Source organism: Paenibacillus nuruki, assembly GCF_001721045.1.
Classification (GTDB): domain Bacteria; phylum Bacillota; class Bacilli; order Paenibacillales; family Paenibacillaceae; genus Saccharibacillus; species Saccharibacillus nuruki.
On the sequence record NZ_MDER01000047.1, the window covers coordinates 37,926 to 58,015 of the forward strand.

Annotated in this window: 13 protein-coding genes; 10 read left to right on the plus strand and 3 right to left on the minus strand. The window is 40.6% G+C overall.

Annotation, left to right across the window (positions count from 1 at the left end; genetic code table 11):
- Positions 1-184 precede the first annotated feature (184 nt).
- Together PTI45_RS14415 and PTI45_RS14420 are read left to right on the plus strand one after the other, a co-directional pair.
- On the plus strand, positions 185-1,297 hold the full coding sequence (locus PTI45_RS14415) for an NADH:flavin oxidoreductase (RefSeq protein ID WP_069328305.1): 1,113 nt from the start codon (positions 185-187) through the stop codon (positions 1,295-1,297).
- Positions 1,298-1,613: 316 nt separating this feature from the next.
- Positions 1,614-4,463: a chitinase N-terminal domain-containing protein gene (locus PTI45_RS14420; RefSeq protein WP_069328306.1), complete on the plus strand. Its 2,850-nt coding sequence runs from the start codon at positions 1,614-1,616 to the stop codon at positions 4,461-4,463.
- Positions 4,464-4,628: 165 nt separating this feature from the next.
- Here the strand turns inward: PTI45_RS14420 and PTI45_RS14425 are convergent, their stop codons facing one another.
- Both PTI45_RS14425 and coaA read right to left on the minus strand, forming a co-directional pair.
- Positions 4,629-4,997: a DUF423 domain-containing protein gene (locus tag PTI45_RS14425; protein WP_069328307.1), complete on the minus strand. Its 369-nt coding sequence runs from the start codon at positions 4,995-4,997 to the stop codon at positions 4,629-4,631.
- Between the two features lie 33 nt (positions 4,998-5,030).
- Positions 5,031-5,960, minus strand: coding sequence for a type I pantothenate kinase (coaA, locus tag PTI45_RS14430; RefSeq protein WP_069328308.1), 930 nt, complete (start codon positions 5,958-5,960; stop codon positions 5,031-5,033).
- A 298-nt stretch (positions 5,961-6,258) separates the two neighbouring features.
- Between coaA and PTI45_RS14435 the strand changes: the two genes are divergently transcribed.
- Both PTI45_RS14435 and PTI45_RS14440 read left to right on the plus strand, forming a co-directional pair.
- Entirely contained in the window at positions 6,259-7,926 is a 1,668-nt protein-coding gene (locus tag PTI45_RS14435; RefSeq protein ID WP_069328309.1) for a diguanylate cyclase, read from the plus strand.
- 119 nt (positions 7,927-8,045) lie between these two features.
- On the plus strand, positions 8,046-9,104 hold the full coding sequence (locus PTI45_RS14440) for an LLM class flavin-dependent oxidoreductase (protein ID WP_069328310.1): 1,059 nt from the start codon (positions 8,046-8,048) through the stop codon (positions 9,102-9,104).
- Here the strand turns inward: PTI45_RS14440 and PTI45_RS14445 are convergent.
- Positions 9,101-9,979: an AraC family transcriptional regulator gene (locus tag PTI45_RS14445; protein ID WP_069328311.1), complete on the minus strand. Its 879-nt coding sequence runs from the start codon at positions 9,977-9,979 to the stop codon at positions 9,101-9,103. The two genes, PTI45_RS14440 and PTI45_RS14445, sit on opposite strands and share 4 nt — an antisense overlap.
- Positions 9,980-10,132: 153 nt before the next feature.
- Here PTI45_RS14445 and PTI45_RS14450 point away from each other — a divergent pair, with 153 nt between their 5' ends.
- The 6 genes from PTI45_RS14450 to cysI all read left to right on the plus strand — a co-directional run bounded on the left by PTI45_RS14450 (position 10,133) and on the right by cysI (position 19,839).
- A complete protein-coding gene (locus tag PTI45_RS14450) occupies positions 10,133-12,880 on the plus strand; it encodes an alpha-L-rhamnosidase (protein ID WP_245703489.1) in 2,748 nt (915 codons plus the stop codon).
- Between the two features lie 304 nt (positions 12,881-13,184).
- Positions 13,185-14,207 carry an acyltransferase family protein gene (locus tag PTI45_RS14455; protein ID WP_069328312.1) on the plus strand — a complete coding sequence of 341 codons (1,023 nt, stop codon included), beginning with the start codon at positions 13,185-13,187 and terminating at the stop codon, positions 14,205-14,207.
- A gap of 23 nt (positions 14,208-14,230) precedes the next feature.
- Positions 14,231-14,671, plus strand: a complete 441-nt coding sequence (locus PTI45_RS14460) for a GNAT family N-acetyltransferase (RefSeq protein ID WP_069328313.1) — start codon at positions 14,231-14,233, stop codon at positions 14,669-14,671.
- 192 nt (positions 14,672-14,863) lie between these two features.
- A complete protein-coding gene (locus PTI45_RS14465; protein WP_069328314.1) occupies positions 14,864-16,042 on the plus strand; it encodes an alanyl-tRNA editing protein in 1,179 nt (392 codons plus the stop codon).
- A gap of 164 nt (positions 16,043-16,206) precedes the next feature.
- Positions 16,207-18,048 (plus strand): assimilatory sulfite reductase (NADPH) flavoprotein subunit, encoded by a 1,842-nt coding sequence (locus tag PTI45_RS14470; RefSeq protein ID WP_069328320.1) that lies wholly within the window; start codon positions 16,207-16,209, stop codon positions 18,046-18,048.
- Between the two features lie 63 nt (positions 18,049-18,111).
- Positions 18,112-19,839, plus strand: a complete 1,728-nt coding sequence (gene cysI, locus PTI45_RS14475) for an assimilatory sulfite reductase (NADPH) hemoprotein subunit (RefSeq protein ID WP_069328315.1) — start codon at positions 18,112-18,114, stop codon at positions 19,837-19,839.
- Positions 19,840-20,090: the final 251 nt, after the last annotated feature.

The window sequence follows — 20,090 nt, forward strand, 5'->3', positions numbered from 1 at the left end:
TATAAAATAGGGTTGTAATCACAGTCTATTTGAAACGTTTATGCTGCCTGTATGGAGTATAAACGTTTTTTGCTTTTACAAAAATTTTACATTTACGATTAGCTTTTCATTATCGCGCATGATATCCTTATAAACATATCGATCTACTTAGGTATACAATTATTCATATTTGGAGGGATTTTATATGAGCGTCAATTCACCAAAAACATCAGAACTATTTACTCCTTTTCATACACCACAGCTAGAATTGTCCAATCGGATCGTTATGGCTCCGATGACACGTAATTTTTCACCTAATGGTGTACCTGGAGCAGATGTAGCGACTTATTATAGACGTCGTGCTGAAAATGAAGTCGCATTGATTATTACAGAAGGTACAGCGATCAATCATCCTGCGGCTGTCTCTTCCCCGGATATCCCTGTTTTTCATGGCGAAGAAGCTTTGAATGGTTGGGCAGAAGTGGTTAGACAAGTACACGAAGTTGGTGGCAAAATCATGCCTCAAATCTGGCATGTTGGTATGGCTCGCCCAGTCGGTTCATTACCGAATGTAGAAGCTGCGCCGATCGGCCCATCCGGTCTTGATATTAACGGTGAGAAAGTAAATGAGCCGTTGACAACAGAAGAGATTCAAGAAGTCATTCAAGCGTATGCTCAAGCCGCTGCCGATGCCAAACGAGTAGGCTTTGATGGTATAGAACTTCATGGAGCACATGGTTACTTAATCGATCAGTTCTTCTGGTCACAAACGAATCAACGTACTGATGAGTATGGTGGCGATCTTGTAGCACGTACACGTTTTGGCGTTGAAGTGGTTAAAGCTTGTCGTGCTGCTGTAGGGCCTGATTATCCGATCGTATTCCGCTTTTCACAATGGAAAATGAATCATTATGATGCTCGTCTTGTCGAGACAGCCGAAGAGTTGACTCAATTTTTACAACCGTTGTCTGAAGCTGGCGTAGATATTTTCCATTGCTCTACACGTCGCTTCTGGGAACCTGAATTTGAAGGTTCTGATCTTAACCTTGCCGGTTGGACGAAAAAAATCACAGGCAAACCAACAATCACAGTTGGTTCTGTAGGACTTAATCAGGTATTCTTAAGCAATAAGACTGAAGATGTCTCTGAAAGTATCCGTCTTGAAGAATTGGATGCGAAATTAAATGCAGGGGAATTTGATCTAGTGGCTGTCGGTCGTGCATTGATTGGTGATGCAGCATGGGCTACCAAATTGCATGAACAACGTACAGATGATATCAAAACATTTGATCAAGAAGATCTGAAATCTTTACGCTAAACTGAAGGTATCAAATTAAATAAACAGGTAACAAAATCAAACCATATAAATTAAGAAGAGCAACCTTTTCATAAGGGTTGCTCTTTTTTTGATCATAAATCAGGTATTTATATACATGTTATCGATATAATGATCTATTTTGGTGATTTGAACTGAATGTATGAAAGTAATGTAAACTTAACTGCCTCACAATGTAAAAATAAAATAAAATATTACCCAATTATTTTGCTTTTTTTACAAAATAGCTTACTTTTGAATATATTTCCATGATAATATGAGTTAGATATCTATTCTTTCAGTACATAGGAGGCAAAACATGGTAACACGTAGTGGAATAAAATCAAGCTGGGTAAAGTATGCTCTAATGGTGGCAATTGCTTTACCAATGCAAACAGGCTTGCTTGGTGGATTAACAGCAGTTCATGCTGAAGGACCTACAGATCCAGCACCTTTTATCGCAGCCAAAGTGGTTAACGAGAATGCAGGTAAAAAAGTATTGTTCGATAACAGTCATGCTCAGACAGCAGGGGCAGCCGATTGGGTCATCGACGGCGGATTTTCAGATTTTGCAAATGCACTCGCAAATGATGGTTACTATGTGAAAGAACTTCGCAAAAGTACACCAATCACATACAGTGACTTGAGTGAATACGATGTATTTGTTATCGCAGAACCTAACGTTCCGTTCAAAACAACAGAACAAGCTGCGATGAAACAATATGTTGAAAGCGGTGGCAGTATTTTCTTCGTAGGTGATCATTATAATGCCGATCGTAACAAAAACCGTTGGGACGGATCAGAAGCAATCAATGGTTTCCGTCGTGGCGCTTGGGAAGATCCAACGAAAGGCATGAGCACAGAAGAGAAAAATTCTGCGGCGATGCAAGGGGTAGCAAGCTCTGATTGGTTATCTGATAACTTCGGGATTCGTTATCGTTATAACGCTTTAGGAGATATCAATGCTAACCAAGTGGTTGCACCGAATCAAGCTTTTGGAATTACAGAAGGTGTAGGTAGTGTAGCGATGCATGCCGGTTCTACACTTGCTATTACAGATCCAGCCAAAGCTAAAGGAATTGTTTACTTGCCAGAAACGAATGCAGCGTGGGGTAATGCTGTCGATCAAGGGGTATACAATGGTGGCGGTGTTGCAGAAGGCCCTTATGTAGCAGTCTCCAAATTAGGAGGAGGTAAAGCAGCATTTATCGGTGATTCTTCACCTGTAGAAGATGCTTCTCCGAAATATCTACGTGAAGAAACAGGCACTAAAAAAACAACGTATGATGGATTTAAAGAAGTAGATGATGGCGTATTGCTTGTGAATACGATCAACTGGCTATCCGATAAAGAAACCTATACAAGCTTTGATCAAGTAGAAGGTCTACAATTGGATCAACCAACGACATTATTGCCAATCGAGGCTCCACAGACATCAACTGAACCTCAAGCAGAACCTTGGTCAGCTCCAGCGGCTGGATACAAATGGTGGGATTCTTCCACATTTAAGCCAGGTGCTTATGGCAGTGCAGTATCAGTAACATCGCCAACTTATAGTCTTGTACATCAAGCAGAGTTGCCAAATGCTGAACCTTTCCAGATTCGTATTGTCGCTGACAACCTAGCAGCAAATAGTACAGTCACAGGTTACAGTAGCGGTATTTTCTTAACAGGAGGTACACAAGTAGGGCAAGTACAGAATCCTGATGGTACATGGCCTACTTCTTATGGATACAGCTCAACGTACAGCTTGACCGCAGATAGCAAAGGTCATGCTTACAAAGACATTACGGTCCGCGTGAAGCCGGGCACAACAGGAACAGCAAGTCTACGTGTAAGACTGAATGGTAGCAATCTAGTAACCACTCCGGTAACGATTGCAAATGTGCCTGCTGAACCTTTGCCAGCGGAAAATGGTGGAGTACAACCAGCACCGGCATTAACAACCGTAGCGAATGCTCGTACTCAAGCAGAAGGTAAAGTGGTTACGATTGAAGGCGTTGTAACGACAGAGCCAGGTGCTTTTGGTGGACAAGCTTTTTATTTGCAAGATAACACAGCAGGTATTTATGTTTACCAGAATCAAGCTGGATTTCATCAAGGAGATGTTATCAAAGTCACAGCTCCATTAGCTTTGTACAATACAGAGCTTGAATTGACCGATCCGGTAAGTATCGAGAAAACAGGTACTGCATCATTGCCTACAGCAAAAACAGCAGTAGCTGTAGACACGTATAATCAAGGACAATTGGTACAATTGAAAAATGTACAGATCAGCAATATCGTTGCAGCTACACCTACAGGTTCTTTCGAATTTGATGTAACAAGCAATGTATATGGTGATCAACCTGCAACTACACATGCACGTGTAGACGCACGCACAGGCTTAACACAAGCGAACTTTGCTTATCAAAATGGACAGTTTGTAGATATTACTGGAGTAGCTACTATTTTCAAAGGTGTATTCCAATTGAAGCCAAGAAGTGCAGCAGACATTACATCTGTGGCAACAACACCTACTGATCCTACCAACCCAACAGATCCTACAGAACCAACAGAACCACCCGTTGTGACAGATCCATTAGCAACAGATGTACCAGGAACACCTGTATTATCTGACAATAATGGGCATGACACAGGAATTAAAGATGGTAATTATACAGTTACAATGAATATGTGGTGGGGCAATAACGGTTCTACGTATAAATTGTATGAAAATGATCAAGTGATCAGCAGTGGAAAGCTTGCCGATCAATCACCTAATGCACAAGTAGTACAAGCTGATATCAAAGGTAAAGTAAATGGTTCGTATACGTATACTTTAGAATTAACCAATTCATTCGGTACAACGAAAAGCCAACCTTTGGTGGTTAACGTAACCGATGCTTCTCCTGCCAAGTCCGTATTATCGAATGATAACTGGGATGGAGACGGTAACTATCAAGTGAGTATGAACCTATGGTGGGGAACGAATGGATCAGAATATCGTTTATATGAAAATGGTAAATTGATCGATACTCAATCTCTAAAAGAAGGTTCACCTCAAGCGCAACATGCCATTAGTGGTATCACAGATCGTCCAGTAGGTACGTATGAGTATGTGGCTGAATTGGTCAATGCTTCTGGCGTTACGAAAAGCGAAGCCATCACTGTAAAAGTTACTCAATAATCGCACTTTATCTGTATGAAGCAAATATGATGTACAAAAAAGCCTTCAACTTCAACGGTATGCATATCGCATAACCGTATCGAAGTTCAAGGCTTTATTTTTTGGAGATTGTGGAAAGTCATCTTCAAGTAGATTCTATCAATTCATCCAGATAGTGAGAAATCCTTACCCTTGCATAACAGCCACTAACAATACGATCCATCCAGCGATAAAAGCAAGACCACCGAGAGGAGTAATCGCACCTAATTTCCGAACACCGGTAAAGCTAAGTACATATAAGCTTCCTGAAAATAAAATAATTCCCACAAACAGCAACCAACCTGCGGTTACAGCCAGCGAAGAATGGGTGAGATTATGTCCGAGTGTCCCTATCACTAACATACCTAATCCATGCGCAATATGGTATTGTACACCTGTCTCGTATACTTTCATCATATCTGCGTTTAGCTTTTTCTTAAGGGCATGAGCGCCAAAAGCCCCCAATGCGACCGCTAAAACCATCATCATACAACCTATAATCAGTATCGTTTGCATCTCATTCATCTCCAGTCGTAACTATCTCTTTATTTATAATTTGCGTAAATAGATATTTTGAATCGTATGATTGGCTTCCTTTTTCAAAATCAGCTGTGCGCGTCCTTTGGTAGGAAGGATATTTTCATGTAGATTTTTGGCGTTGATCGATTCCCATGTATGGTTAGCAACCACTAAAGCTTCTTCTTCAGACAAATCTGCAAATCGAGAATGGAAATAAGAGTCTGGATTCTGAAAAGCAGTCTGGCGTAACAATTGGAAGCGCTCTACATACCAACGAGCAATATTTTTCTCTTCTGCATCAATAAAGATCGAGAAGTCGAAGAAGTCGCTCACGAATAGCGGACTGTCTTTTTTCACCTGCAAAACATTGATTCCTTCAACAATCAGAATATCAGGATGATCGATGACACTTTCTTCATCGGGCAGAATATCATAAGTTAAATGTGAATACTTAGGTGCTTTTACTTTCGGTTTACCGGATTTCACTTCTCCAATAAACTGAATTAAGCGCTTAATATCGTAACTTTCAGGGAATCCTTTCCGATTCATAATCCCATTCTCTTCAAGAACCGCATTCGGATACAGAAAACCATCTGTGGTCACCAGATCGACTTTCCGATGCGTGTCCCAGCGGGTAAGCAAGGTCTGGATCAAGCGTGCTGTGGTACTTTTGCCTACAGCGACACTACCAGCAATCCCAATAATGTAAGGCGTTTTACGGGCTTTTTTCTGTAAAAAAGAAGTCGTTAGTTGGTGGAGCTGTTGAGAAGCACCCACGTAAAGATGAATCAGATGAGTCAGCGGTAAATAGACCTCTTCCACTTCCTGGAGAGAGACCTGTTCATTTAATCCACGTAGTTTTTCTAATTCAACCTCGGTCAAAGATAGTGGTGTATCGTGATCTTTTAAGGAAGCCCATTCCTTACGATCAAACTCGATGTATGGCGAATATCGTTTCATGTGCTCTCACTTTCTGAGAATTTTTTATTTCTAGTGTACCAAACTTTACAATGAAAAACCTCTAAAGGTTTATTTGCATCGCTATTGACCTTCTAAATACTGGTGTTAAGCTAATATTGCTGATTATCCTTACAAATAGCTAACATCAATCTTGCTTCTTGTATCTGGAATAGCATAAGGTAGACAAGACACTATTCTTTCTAGATATACATAATGGTAATATAAGTATTACATTGTTAAGTTTATAAAACCCTATGCATAATGATCTCATGATGACGGGCTATAAGGAGGAAATATTTTGTCCGAAAAATATGAATACTCACAATCTTCCGATCAGGACAAAGCTATATTTAATCGTGAATTGCATACCAAATCCTTATTGAGCGATGCATCTATTGTGCATACTCCTGAGTCTTTTGCCACACTACTAGAAACGCTTGAAATGATGCCTTATCGTAATGTTAATCTTTCGGTCTATGAAGTTCGCAAAAGTCTGGAAATTGCTAAGTCGCTTAATGTTGAAGATTTGATTATTCGTACTCAACTCATTCATGCAGATATTATGGGCAGACAAGGTAAAATTGCAGAAGGTGGACGCAAAATCCGTACGATCAATAAATGGGCACTTGATCATAATCATCATTATTTATTAGCACGTAGTCATCGCTTATTAGCCGCTTTTTATAGACGTATCGGAGATAGCGAAAGTGCTCTGGAAAATGCTGTGATCGGCTTTAAATATTTGCCAGAAGATGCTTCTTTGCCGATCCGTGCAGATCATCTAATGACACTGGCTTTGACGTTAGATGAAGTAGGCGCATATGAAGATTCAGTGCATCGTTTTCAAGAAGTGCTAGAGATCGCTACCAATACTAATGATTTTCAGATATCGATGTTCGTTCTCAATAATATGGCGTATACCCATTATGAACGTGAAAATATTCCTGAGACACTCAAATTAATTGATCAAATGCGTGAACTCAGTGTTAAACATAAAGTACCTTTAGAAGCGCAACAATTAGATACAATCGCTGTTATTGAAATTCAAGCCGGTCGTCCAGAAGAAGCTGAAAAAACGTTAAAACCTTTGTTAGATGAGCCGGTAGGTAGACGCAAATTAGGTGAACTGGCTACATTGCCCGAATGTCTATTAACGGTTGCCAAAGCACAACGTCTGCAAGGAAAGTTGCATGAAGCTGAGAAAACGCTAAATGAAGCTGCTCATATTTCAGAAGAACACGGGCTGGGTCGTCTTAGTGTCAAAGTACGGTTGGAACGTTCAGAATGGTATGCCGCTTCCAATCGCTACCAAGAAGCTTATGAAGAACATCGTATGTTTTTCAAAGAAAACGAAACGTTACGTTCTACACAGCGCGAGACCAGAGCACGGATATTGCAGATTGTGTACGATGCTGAAGAAGCGAAGCGAGATAGTGAGTATTTCAAAGAAATGGCACTGCGTGATCCGTTGACAGGATTGCATAATCGCCGTTTTATGGATGTGCATATGAACAAATTGCTAGAACGGTGCATTGTACTCAATCAACCTCTAACCGTAGCGATGATCGATCTGGATTTTTTCAAATTAATCAATGATACATTGTCTCATGAAGTCGGCGATATTGTACTTGTTCATGTCGCTAAGATACTGTCTTTGACGATTCCATCGCTTGGAGCTGTAGCCCGAATTGGTGGAGAAGAATTTGTAGCCGTCTTCCCGGAAACGGATCTTAAGCAAGGACGTGTGTATGCGAATATGTTATGTGAAGCGATTCGTTCAGCAGATTGGAGCCCGATTACAGGTAACTTACCGGTGACAGCCAGTATCGGTATTGCGACGATTACCGATCACGCTCAATCGAGTTCAGAATTGCTCGCTATTGCTGATCATTATTTGTATGAAGCGAAAAAGGCAGGTCGTAATCAGGTCATTTGTGGCGAAGATATATCCAAAAATATAGAATGATTGAGAAGATATTTAGTTATTTTTAATAAATAACTTATAATTAATAACAATTAGGTGTATACTATAGAGATAGTGAATCCATAAGACCATCCATAATTAACAAGAAGGAGGTATTCATTATGTCTGAACAACACCAACATTCAGATTCATCACATTCTACTAATACATTAGGAAATATACCAATATCTGTACTTGACCTTGCGCCTATTACAGCAGGATCAACCGCAGGCGAAGCTTTTAAAAACAGTCTAGATATGGCACAACATGCTGAAAAATGGGGCTACAATCGGTACTGGGTTGCCGAGCATCATAATATGCCCGGGATTGCGAGTTCAGCAACTTCAGTAGTTATTGGCTATTTAGCCGCAGGAACTTCAACTATTCGTGTCGGTTCTGGTGGAATCATGCTTCCAAACCATGCGCCACTTGTGATTGCAGAGCAATTCGGTACTTTGGAATCGATGTATCCAGGTCGGATTGATCTAGGGCTTGGACGTGCGCCAGGTAGTGACCGTCGTACAACACTTGCATTACGCCGTCAATTGGACAGTGGAGAAGATTTCCCTGAATTGTTACAAGAATTAACTTCCTTTTTTGATGCATCAGCGACTTCTTATCACGCACCGATTCGTGCTGTACCCGGCGAAGGCTTAAATATTCCGATCTGGTTGTTAGGTTCTAGTGATTTTAGTGCTCAATTAGCTGGTCAAAAAGGATTGCCGTTTGCTTTTGCAGGTCATTTCTCACCAGATTATACACAGCGTGCATTAGCTGTCTATCGTCATCATTTTGAACCATCTGCTATTTTGGACAAACCATATGCTATGGTGGGTGTCAATGCAATTGCTGCCGATACCGATGAAGAAGCAGAATGGTTAGGTACCACGATGCAACAGCAATTCTTGAATATTATTCGTGGCAAAACAGGTCAAGTTCAACCGCCTACAGATATGTCTAGCAAATGGACACCTTATGAAAAAGATGCAGTGGAGCAACAACTACGCTCTACGATCAAAGGTGGCCCTGAAAAAGTAAAAGAACAATTAACACAATATATTGCAGATACAGGTGCAGATGAATTGATTGTAACAGGTATGTTGTACGATCATCAGGCTAGACTACGCTCTTATGAAATTATTAGCGAAGTGGCTCAGATTCGTAATACTGTAAATAGTTAATCATTTTCTAAACTCCTAGAACGAACTAACCGGCGATATGCTTTCGGAGCAGAGCCGGTTTTTCTTTTGAATAAAGCATGAAAATAAGATACATCATGATACCCAACCTGCTCGCTGACCTCACTAATCAACAGATCTGTAGTTCGCAACAAATCACAAGCTGCTTGAATACGTATCTTCTGTACATAATGAGACATTGATGCTCCAGTATGCTTAACAAATAAGCGATGAAGCTGACGAACACTGACTTTCATTTTTGCCGCCATCTCCGATACAGTAATAGACCCGGCATAATTAGTATGAAGTTCATGCACTATATCTTCCCATCCTGAAGAGGAGGGTTGTATCCGTAATTGAGTTTCTGTATCCAAGCGCTGTAAATGAATCAAAATCTGAATAACATAGGTATAGACCGATATCACCCAACCTTCACGACCTCGCTGATATTCTTCGTACACTTGCTCAAATAACCGCTGAAATTGTTGCCAGCGATCATCATAGTAACGATATTGCGTTTCTTTTAATAAAGGCTTAATCACTTCACTTCCCGGATAAGTAGACAACACCTCTAATAGCGAATCCGCATCAACCACACAATTGTATACAATCAACGGATCGGCATCACTGGCTGTGGAAGGGCGATATACATGAGAGATGCCCATCGGCAGAAGAAATAGGTCTCCTTTTTTGACAGAAGAGGTCACACCATTAATGACATGACTTCCTGTACCTTCACTTACATAATTTAATTCTAAAAAATCATGAATATGTTCATGCAGTTCATATGATTCTGCGACTCGATTAATATAGATCGGAATTTCTTTGTTGAAAAAGTAGTCGCCTATCAGCGTATCTATTCTGCGTTTGATTGTCATAAGATGTTATTCTGTCCTTTCTAATGTCTGATTCACCATCTAATGATGTCCGAATACGCCATGTTAAACGCTTACAACTATCGTATGATAAAAAGGAATTCATCTCAAGAAAAGATCATCTCGTAGATGTATATATCTTAGGATAGAAGGAGCGTGGGTCGAATAAAAGATACTCTGTTACAACCTAGTGGATTAGAAGTGATACAACTGCAATGCGAATATCGTAACGAATGGTTAGGTAGCGATCAATCTCATCCTCAATTTAGCTGGATCATTCAATCGGATCAGCGAGCCACTGTACAAGCTAGTTATCGGATACAGGTATCGCAAGATATCCAGAACTGGCAACAACTCTGTTGGGATTCTGGACATGTGAAAAGCGATCAATCGATTCAAGTTCAGTATGCAGGCTCACCTTTACAATCTCAAACACGTTATTATTATCGTGTCCAAGTTCAAGATCAATCGGAAAGAACGTCAGCATGGAGTGCTATTCAATGGTGGGAGACGGCTTTCTTTGATCAGTCAGAGTGGCAAGCAGAGTGGATTACGGCTGAGCAAGAATGGCATAATGCGCAACCCGAATCTGTTTTTCAACTACGCAAGTCATTGGATCTACCCAGTCAACCGATCTCTGCACGTATCTATGCCACAGCGGCTGGATTATATGAGCTGATGATCAATGGGACACGTGTAGGAAATGAATGGTTTACACCGGGATGGACAAGTTATAACCATCGTCATCAGTATCAGACTTATGATGTGACAGCATATCTGCACATGGGAGACAATGCGATAGGGGTAAGTCTAGCGGATGGATGGTATAGCGGTCGTCTCGGTTGGGAGAATCAGCGTCAGCATTACGGAGAACATACAGCGTTATTGTTACAGCTTCATCTTCGGTATGAGGATGGACAAGAAGTAATCATAGGTACAGATACATCATGGCAAAGTGCACCCAGTCCTATTACACTAGCTTCTATTTACGATGGAGAACATTATGATGCTTCCTTAGAACAGCAAGGTTGGGATCAACCGTTATTTGATGCTTCAGAGTGGTCCAAAGTGAAGGTGTTAGAACTACCTTATCATCATCTGATTGCTCAAGAAAATTGGGCTGTTCGAGTGACTGAAGTGTTGACTCCTGTAGATGTTATACATACACCTGCTGGAGAAACAGTATTGGATATGGGGCAGAATATGGTAGGACGAGTACGTTTTACAGGTGTATTACCTACTGGCGCATCGTATACCTTATATCATGCTGAAATTCTAGATCAACAAGGGAACTTTTATCGAGGAAACTTGCGAACTGCCAAGCAGGCGGTTCATTATATAGCTGATGATACACAAGATCGTCAGATCAGTCATGCTCCTCGTTTTTCGTTTCAAGGATTTCGTTATGTTCAAGTCGAAGGACTGGATCATCTCACTAATCGGCAATTACTGGAAGTGTTCACTGGAGAAGTGATGCATTCAGATATGCCTATTGCTGGTTCATTTGAATGTTCTCATCCGCTAATCAATCAGTTGCAAAGCAATATTGTCTGGGGGCAGCGAGGAAATTTTCTGGATGTGCCTACCGATTGCCCACAACGAGATGAGCGCTTAGGCTGGACAGGTGATGCACAGGTATTTATACGTACAGCAGCTTACAATTATAATATCGCACCTTTTTTCCAGAAATGGTTACGTGATCTTAGTGCAGATCAGCGCTCTAATGGTAGCGTACCTTTTGTTGTGCCTGATGTGCTAAGTGTGTTAGACGAGGAGAAAGGGGATACAGAACTGCCTGGTTCAGCGGCATGGGGCGATGCGGCTGTTATCTGTCCGTGGGTTATGTATTTGCATTATGGAGATAAGAAGTTATTGCAAGAACAATATAGCAGTATGAAGGCATGGGTCGACTATATTTACAATCAAGGCAATAATCAGCATCTATGGAATACAGGATTTCATTTTGGCGATTGGTTAGCATTGGATGCTAAAGAAAATAGTTATATGGGATCAACGCCTACGGATCTGGTAGCGACTTCCTATTTTGCTTATTCTACACGGATTGTACGTGATACGGCTGTCGTGTTGGGAGAAGTAGAAGATGAACAATTGTACAGCGAACGTCTTCAGCAGATTATTCAAGCGTACCGTCATGAATTTGTAACGCCTGCCGGACGTTTAGCTGCACCGACACAGACTGCACATGCTCTTGCCTTAATGTTTGATTTGCTAGATGAACATGATCAACAACGTACTGCTTTAGAATTGAATCGTTTAGTGATCCAAAATGGTTATCATTTAACAACTGGATTTGTAGGCACACCGTATCTGTGCTTTGCATTGTCAGATCATGGGTATCACGATACAGCGATCAAGTTATTACTCCAAGAACAATACCCATCCTGGTTATATCCTCTTTCCAAAGGCGCCACAACGATCTGGGAACATTGGGACAGTATTAAGCCAGACGGTTCATTCTGGCCGGACGATATGAACTCGTATAATCATTATGCCTATGGCGCTATAGGAGAATGGTTGTATCGTTATGTAGCAGGCCTCGATATGGATGAGAGTCTTCCAGCTTACAAGAAAGTTAAGATTCATCCGCTGTATGGAGAAGGAGAGATTACTTCTGCCCGGGCGACGTTAGAGTCTGCTTACGGTACTATTTTATGTAGTTGGATAGAAAGTGGGGAGAAGCGGCAACTGGAAGTCATTATTCCGCCAAATACCACTGCTGACGTTATCTTAGAGAATGCGCTATTATCTTCGATCCAAGAAAATGATCAGTCATTACAGGATGTTCAAGGGATTCAGACTGTACAAGAAATCCAAAGCGCTGTTTCTGTAACGATTGGTTCTGGTCATTATCATTTCACGTATACACAGAAGCCTATCAGTTGATAACATCAGATGTATTCTCCATTTATAATCACATCAAAAAGCTCTGTTAATGCATCATTTAACAGGGCTTTTTGCATTTGGAAAATGATCTGGGTGATACGCTAAAGTGGCATAGTCATACAAGCATTGTTATAATCGTACGAAATGTGTTAGCGATTCACGAACAATATTGTAGGGTAAAACATGCATAAATTTACAATTCAATTCCTATAGATACCCCTATAATAACGTGCCCTCTCAGCACAGAACTAGAAGAACGGCTAGTCTTTGATAGCATTTTTCTTCTAGCAAAGGAGCGAAAGAGATGAACACGAGAGATTATTATTTTGATAATTTAAAATTCCTTCTGATTACATTGGTCGTTATTGGTCATTTAATTGAGCCTTTAAATGAAGATCCAGTACTGCGACCGATTTATTTGATGATTTATACATTTCATATTCCCTTATTCGTGCTGATATCCGGTTACTTTGCTAAAAATATTGGTAGCGGTGATTATTTAAATAAAGTTATCAGTCGATTAATTGTGCCTTATTTGCTGTTTGAGTCATTATATTCGTTATTTGATTTCTGGATATATGATCGAGCAGAATTGAAGTTTTCTTATTTTACCCCTTACTGGTTGATGTGGTTCTTTTTAAGTATGATTTTGTGGAAAGTCGCAATGCCTTATATTATTCGTATTCGTTATGCTCTACCTATTGTTATTGGGATCGCTATACTTGCTGGATATGCAAATGATGCTCAATATTACGCCAGCGTATCGCGTACACTTGTGTTTTTCCCTTTCTTTCTCATCGGTTATTATATGGATAAATCATGGATCGAGAAGTTGCGTACCACTACAATGCGTATCATTTCAGGCGTCGGATTGATATTAACGTATGTGATAATATCTTCGTATGGTTATATGTATAAAAAAGAATGGTTTTTCGGAAGCTTCTCCTATGAATCGTTAGGACATCCTGAATGGAGTGCTGGACTTTATCGAGTTGCTGTCTATGTGGCTGCTGTACTGATTGGTGGAATGGTAATGATTTTGATTCCTCAGCGCTCACTTCCATGGATATCGACGATGGGGACAAATACGCTATATACGTATCTCCTACACGGATTTATTGTATTGTATCTGACAGCAGGCGATGCTTATGCTCATTTTACAACGACGACTGAGAAGTTATTATTAATTCCTTTAGGCATTATGTTAACGATGGTATTATCTTTTAGCAGTATCCGTTACCTTTTCAAATGGTTAGTCGAACCTAAAATGAAATTATTATTAAAACATAGCCAGAGTCGTTCTAATCGCAAAAGCCAGACTGAATAAACCAAGTATAGGTGGAGGAACATATGGAGGATATGAAAGTACAGCGTATTGATTGGAATACAGATCAATATCGAGCTTGTCTGGAATTACGTGATCAGGTGTTACGGCAACCTCTCGGACTGAGTATCTGGGACGATCCGTGGCAACAGGAGCAACACGATATTCATATCTGTGCCACTCTTGATAAAGACACTATCGGTGTTCTGTTATTACGTCCGCTTGATTCCCAGCAATTACAGATGAAGCAGGTTGCTGTGAGTGAAACGGCTAGAGGAAAGCAAGTGGGTAAAAAGTTGGTCGAACTCGCCGAACATATAGCAGTGACTGAAGGATATACAACGATTATGTTACATGCGCGTGAGAATGCTATTCCTTTTTATGAAAAAATGAATTACTTGTCGATCGGAGAACCTTTTACTGAAGTCGGCATTAATCATCGTCAAATGATCAAGCATTTCTCTTAAACGTTAATGAAGTATGTGTTGAACAGATCAGTAGTAGAATCTGTTGCAGATACTTCACTAACGTTTTTTTATTATGATTGATTGCGTGGGTATGAGACGGAATAGATATGACGTTCACTAGACGACTCCCTATCGGCAAGATATGATAATGAAGTATAAATCAGAACGTGTATATGAAGAAAGGAAATGATTATGTCAGCTATTTTATATTATAATGATTCATTTTTGCGAGAATGGACAACCACGATTGTCGAACGCAAGGAACAAGATCAGCAGTACTTTGTTCGTTTGGCAGAGACTGCTTTTTACCCACATGGCGGAGGACAGCCTTGTGATACAGGAATTATTAATGATATTGCTGTACTGGATGTAGTAAAAGAAGAAGAGGTTATCTGGCATCAAGTAGAGCGATTTCCAATCGAGGATCAAGCAGACTGTCAATTGAACTGGGAACGTCGATTCGATCATATGCAACATCATACCGGTCAGCATTTATTATCAGCGACAGCACTGCAATTATTCGATGCCCCGACACTTAGTTTTCATTTGGGACAAGATATGGTCACGATAGATATTGACCGTTCATCGTTTAGTGATGCAGAAATGACTACATTAGAGCAAGCGGTTAATCAACGTATTTATAATAATCTAGCAGTAACCAGTTACTTCGTTAATGAAGAACAATTGGCTCAATTACCCATCGTCAAAATGCCTAAAGTGACTGAACATATTCGAATCGTGGAAATCGAAGGTGTTGAGTATAATGCTTGTGGAGGCACACATGTAGCGCAAACCGGGCAGATCGGCATCATCAAATTGTTCAAAGCTGAAAAACAAAAAGGGAGTATCCGTCTATATTTCAAATGCGGTGCTCGTGCTCTTCAAGATTATAACGATAGTCTGGATATTTTGAATACGCTTGCTGTCAAATTCAATACTGGTCGCAAAGACATTCTAGAACGCTTTGGCAAATGGGAAGAAGATCAACAACAACTCAAAACAGAATTAGAACAATTGCGTAAAGCTAACGATATACATGAAGCTAAGCAATTATCGTCTCAGATTCAAAATCAACAATTAACTCATATGTTTGAACACAAAACATTACCTGATTTGCAACGTATAGCAGCAAACTTGATGGCTGAGCAACCATTGACTGTACTTTTGGCAACTTCAAGTGAATACAAAGTATTTCTAGCTCAGAACGGTCATCCTCAGTTAAAATGCGGAGCTTTCTTTAAAGAGCATCTGTCGACATTTAATGGAAAAGGTGGAGGAAGTGATCTGTCTGCACAAGCTACATTTACATCTGAAGCTGATCTCATCGCCTTTTATACTTTTGTAGAACAACAACTCGGTACTGTGCATTAAATAGGTCACCGTTTATCAGCAGAACTGATAAGTACTATAAGGCATTCTGATTGGAAGTCAATTGACCGCTACATCGCACTATGATAAGTTCAAAGAAGTAAATTAATTCTGATCACAATACTAGGAATTAGTATCGCAGGATGCTACAGATGGGGTGGATATTGTTGGAACTTCAAGTGATGAATAGTCCTTTTAATCAAGAGCAGGTCGATCTGCTGAATCGTCTTCTGCCTACGCTAAATACCACACAACGTATTTGGCTTAGTGGATATATTGCGGCATTGCCTGAAACGGCGGCAGGTCCGACAACAGCAAGCGCTGTTGCTACGCCAGTAGAGACAAGCCCTACAACAACAGAAACGGTATCCTTTTCCAAAGACGTAACGATCCTTTTTGGATCACAGACCGGTAATAGTAACGGCTTAGCGAAAAAGATGTCTAAAAAATTAGAAGAGCAAGGTTTTCAGATTACACTTTCATCGATGGGCGACTTCAAGCCTAATCAATTGAAAAAAGTAGAAAATCTGCTGATCGTGGTGAGTACTCAAGGAGAAGGAGATCCGCCGGATAATGCGATTCCTTTTTTCGAATTTGTGCATAGTAAACGAGCGCCTCAATTAGAACATGCACGTTTTGCAGTGTTGGGATTAGGTGATACTTCATATGAATTCTTTTGCCAGACTGGAAAAGATTTCGACAAGCGCTTAGCAGAGTTGGGTGCAGAACGCCTTGTACCTCGTGTTGATTGTGATGTGGATTTCGAAGAACCGGCAACAGCATGGATGAATGATGTACTGGCTGCTTTGACGCAATCGGCAACTGCTTCAGCTAGCCCTGCTATGACAGATCAACCCGCGGTATCCAGTACAGTTGAATCAGAATATACACGGACGAATCCTTTTCAAGCTGAAGTATTGGAGAACCTTAACCTGAACGGACGTGGTTCCAGTCGGGAGACTCGCCATATTGAACTTTCATTAGAAGGTTCACATCTGGAATACCAACCTGGCGATAGTCTGGGTGTCTATCCACAGAATCATCCGCAATTAGTTAATGATATCATCTCTGCAATGAGCTGGAATAGTGATGATATCGTTACGATTAGCAAACATGGTGATCAAGCTTCTCTACACGAAGCGTTGCTTCATCATTATGAGATTACAACAGTTACCAAGCCGATTGTTCAGCAATTAGCAGAATTATCTTCAAGTGATGAACTAAAAGCATTAGTCGCACCGGGTCGTGAACAAGACCTTCGTGCTTATATCAGCGGCATTGATCTGCTGGATCTGATACAAGATCATTCTTTTGCAGGCGTGTCTGCCCAAGAATTCACTTCAGTATTACGTAAAATTCCTGCACGTTTGTATTCGATTGCAAGTAGTCCACAAGCTTTCCCAGAAGAAGTTCATGTTACTGTTCGAGCGGTTCGTTATGAAGCACGAGGTCGTGAACGTTATGGTGTATGCTCGGTTCATTTGGCAGAGCGTCTAGAAGCGGGTGACACCTTACCTGTCTATATTCAGCATAATGATAATTTCCGTCTACCTGAGAATCCAGAGACACCGATTATTATGATCGGCCCGGGTACAGGAGTAGCGCCTTTTAGAGCATTTGTTGGAGAACGTGAAGAAACAGGAGCTTCTGGTAAGTCATGGTTATTCTATGGAGATCAGCATTTCGCTACTGATTTCTTGTATCAGACCGAATGGCAACGCTGGCTTAAAGATGGTGTGTTAACTCGTATGGATGTTGCTTTTTCACGTGATACAGCTGACAAAGTCTATGTACAGCACCGCATGTTAGAACGGAGTAAAGAGTTATTCGAGTGGCTTCAAGAAGGTGCGGCTATCTATGTATGTGGTGATGAGAAACAGATGGCGAACGATGTACATTTAACACTTGAACAAATTATCGCTCAAGAAGGTCAATTAAGCCCTGAAGAAGCGACTGAATATTTAACACGGATGCAACAGGAAAAACGTTATCAACGGGATGTGTATTAAACGTTCAAGGTTCCAAGCGGTTGAACGTGATTCATTCTGTAGATATCGAGAGGAGACAGTTAGATGGGGAATCTAGAAAAAGAAAAACCGTATCCTCCACATGATCGAGCGCATAGCGATGTTGAGGATATCAAACGCAATAGTAATTATTTACGAGGTAGCTTAGAGGAAACATTGAAAGATCCGATTACCGGTTCGATTCCAGAAGATGATAACCGTCTAATGAAGCATCATGGTAGCTACATGCAGGATGATCGTGATTTACGTACCGAACGTAATAAGCAGAAGTTAGAACCTGCTTATCAATTTATGCTACGTGTGCGTGCTTCTGGTGGTGTGGTGACACCGGAACAATGGCTGATGATGGATAGTATTTCTCATAAATACGGCAATGATACAATTCGCTTAACGACTCGTCAATCATTTCAGTTGCATGGTGTATTGAAATGGAATTTGAAAAATACGATTCGTGAAGTCAATGAATCGCTACTGAGTACACTTGCGGCTTGTGGAGACGTGAACCGTAATGTGATGTGTAACCCGAATCCCTATCAATCAGATGTACATGCTCAAGTGTACGAGTGGGCTTGTAAAGTCAGTGATCATCTCGATCCGAAGACAAGAGCGTATCACGAGATCTGGTTGGATGAAGAGAAGATTATCGACAGCAATGATGTAGAACCAGAACCGATCTATGGCGCAGTCTATTTGCCACGTAAGTTCAAGATTGGGATTGCGGTTCCACCTTCTAATGATGTTGATGTATTTTCACAAGATTTAGGATTTATCGCTGTGGTCGAAAATGATGTATTGCTCGGATTCAACGTTTCAGTGGGTGGCGGTATGGGCATGACACACGGAGATGACAAAACATATCCGCAAGTGTCTAAAGTGATCGGATTCTGCACCCCAGAACAAATGATTGATGTAGCTGAGAAAACAGTCACGATACAGCGTGACTATGGTGATCGTGCGGTACGTAAGCATGCTCGTTTCAAGTATACGATTGATGATCGTGGTCTACAGTGGTTTGTAGACGAATTACATGAACGTCTAGGTTGGCAGTTGCAGAGTGCACGTCCATTCCATTTTGACCATAATGGAGATCGTTACGGTTGGGTGAAAGGCAGTAATGGCAGATCCCACCTGACGTTATTTATTCAAAATGGACGGATTATGGATGATGGTGATTATCAGTTGATGACAGGCTTACGTGAAATTGCCAAAATTCATGATGGTGACTTCCGCCTCACTGCTAACCAAAATCTAATTATCGGCAATGTAAGCAATCGCAAAAAGAAAAAGATTGAAGAACTGATTGAGCGTCATCAATTAACCGCAGGTGCTCATTATTCTGCTCTTCGTCGTAATTCGATGGCTTGTGTATCGTTACCAACATGTGGAATGGCGATGGCAGAAGCAGAGCGTTATTTACCTGAATTGATTGATAAGATTGAACCAATCTTAGAAGAAGCAGGTCTACGTGATGAAGATATCGTGATTCGTATGACAGGTTGTCCTAATGGATGCGCACGCCCAGCACTCGCGGAGATTTCATTTATCGGTAAAGCTCCTGGTAAATACAATATGTATTTAGGCGGTAGCTTTACAGGGCATCGTCTAAACAAGCTATACAAAGAAAACATTGGTGAAGAAGAGATTTTGAACTCACTACGTCCGATGGTGAACCAATATGCCAAAGAACGGATCGCTGGCGAGCATTTCGGTGATTTTGTAATTCGTGCAGGTTATGTAGCAGAAGTGTTGGATGGTATGCAATTTCATGCTTAAATAATGAGAAAGGAGTTTTAGTTTTAATTAACTTTAAACTCCTTTTTTAATTGTTTAATTAAATTACAAATTTATAAAAATACAGGAGGAAAAGTATGAGTATAATAACAGTAAAGTTACCTGAAGAAAATTTCAAAAATTTCATAATTGGAAAACCAATAGTATTATTAGGAGCTAATGGAGCAGGTAAGACTAGATTAAGTGTTAAAATTGAGGAATTAAATGATCCAAACTTCAATTCTATGCATAAC

What these genes read in the sequence shown, in the direction of transcription:
- cysI (WP_069328315.1), top strand. Translation starts at nt 18,112, where the DNA reads ATGGGGAATCTAGAAAAAGAAAAACCGTATCCTCCACATGATCGAGCG.
- PTI45_RS14425 (WP_069328307.1), bottom strand. Translation starts at nt 4,997, where the DNA reads ATGCAAACGATACTGATTATAGGTTGTATGATGATGGTTTTAGCGGTC.
- PTI45_RS14445 (WP_069328311.1), bottom strand. Translation starts at nt 9,979, where the DNA reads ATGACAATCAAACGCAGAATAGATACGCTGATAGGCGACTACTTTTTC.
- coaA (WP_069328308.1), bottom strand. Translation starts at nt 5,960, where the DNA reads ATGAAACGATATTCGCCATACATCGAGTTTGATCGTAAGGAATGGGCT.
- PTI45_RS14465 (WP_069328314.1), top strand. Translation starts at nt 14,864, where the DNA reads ATGTCAGCTATTTTATATTATAATGATTCATTTTTGCGAGAATGGACA.
- PTI45_RS14460 (WP_069328313.1), top strand. Translation starts at nt 14,231, where the DNA reads ATGGAGGATATGAAAGTACAGCGTATTGATTGGAATACAGATCAATAT.
- PTI45_RS14420 (WP_069328306.1), top strand. Translation starts at nt 1,614, where the DNA reads ATGGTAACACGTAGTGGAATAAAATCAAGCTGGGTAAAGTATGCTCTA.
- PTI45_RS14415 (WP_069328305.1), top strand. Translation starts at nt 185, where the DNA reads ATGAGCGTCAATTCACCAAAAACATCAGAACTATTTACTCCTTTTCAT.
- PTI45_RS14455 (WP_069328312.1), top strand. Translation starts at nt 13,185, where the DNA reads ATGAACACGAGAGATTATTATTTTGATAATTTAAAATTCCTTCTGATT.
- PTI45_RS14440 (WP_069328310.1), top strand. Translation starts at nt 8,046, where the DNA reads ATGTCTGAACAACACCAACATTCAGATTCATCACATTCTACTAATACA.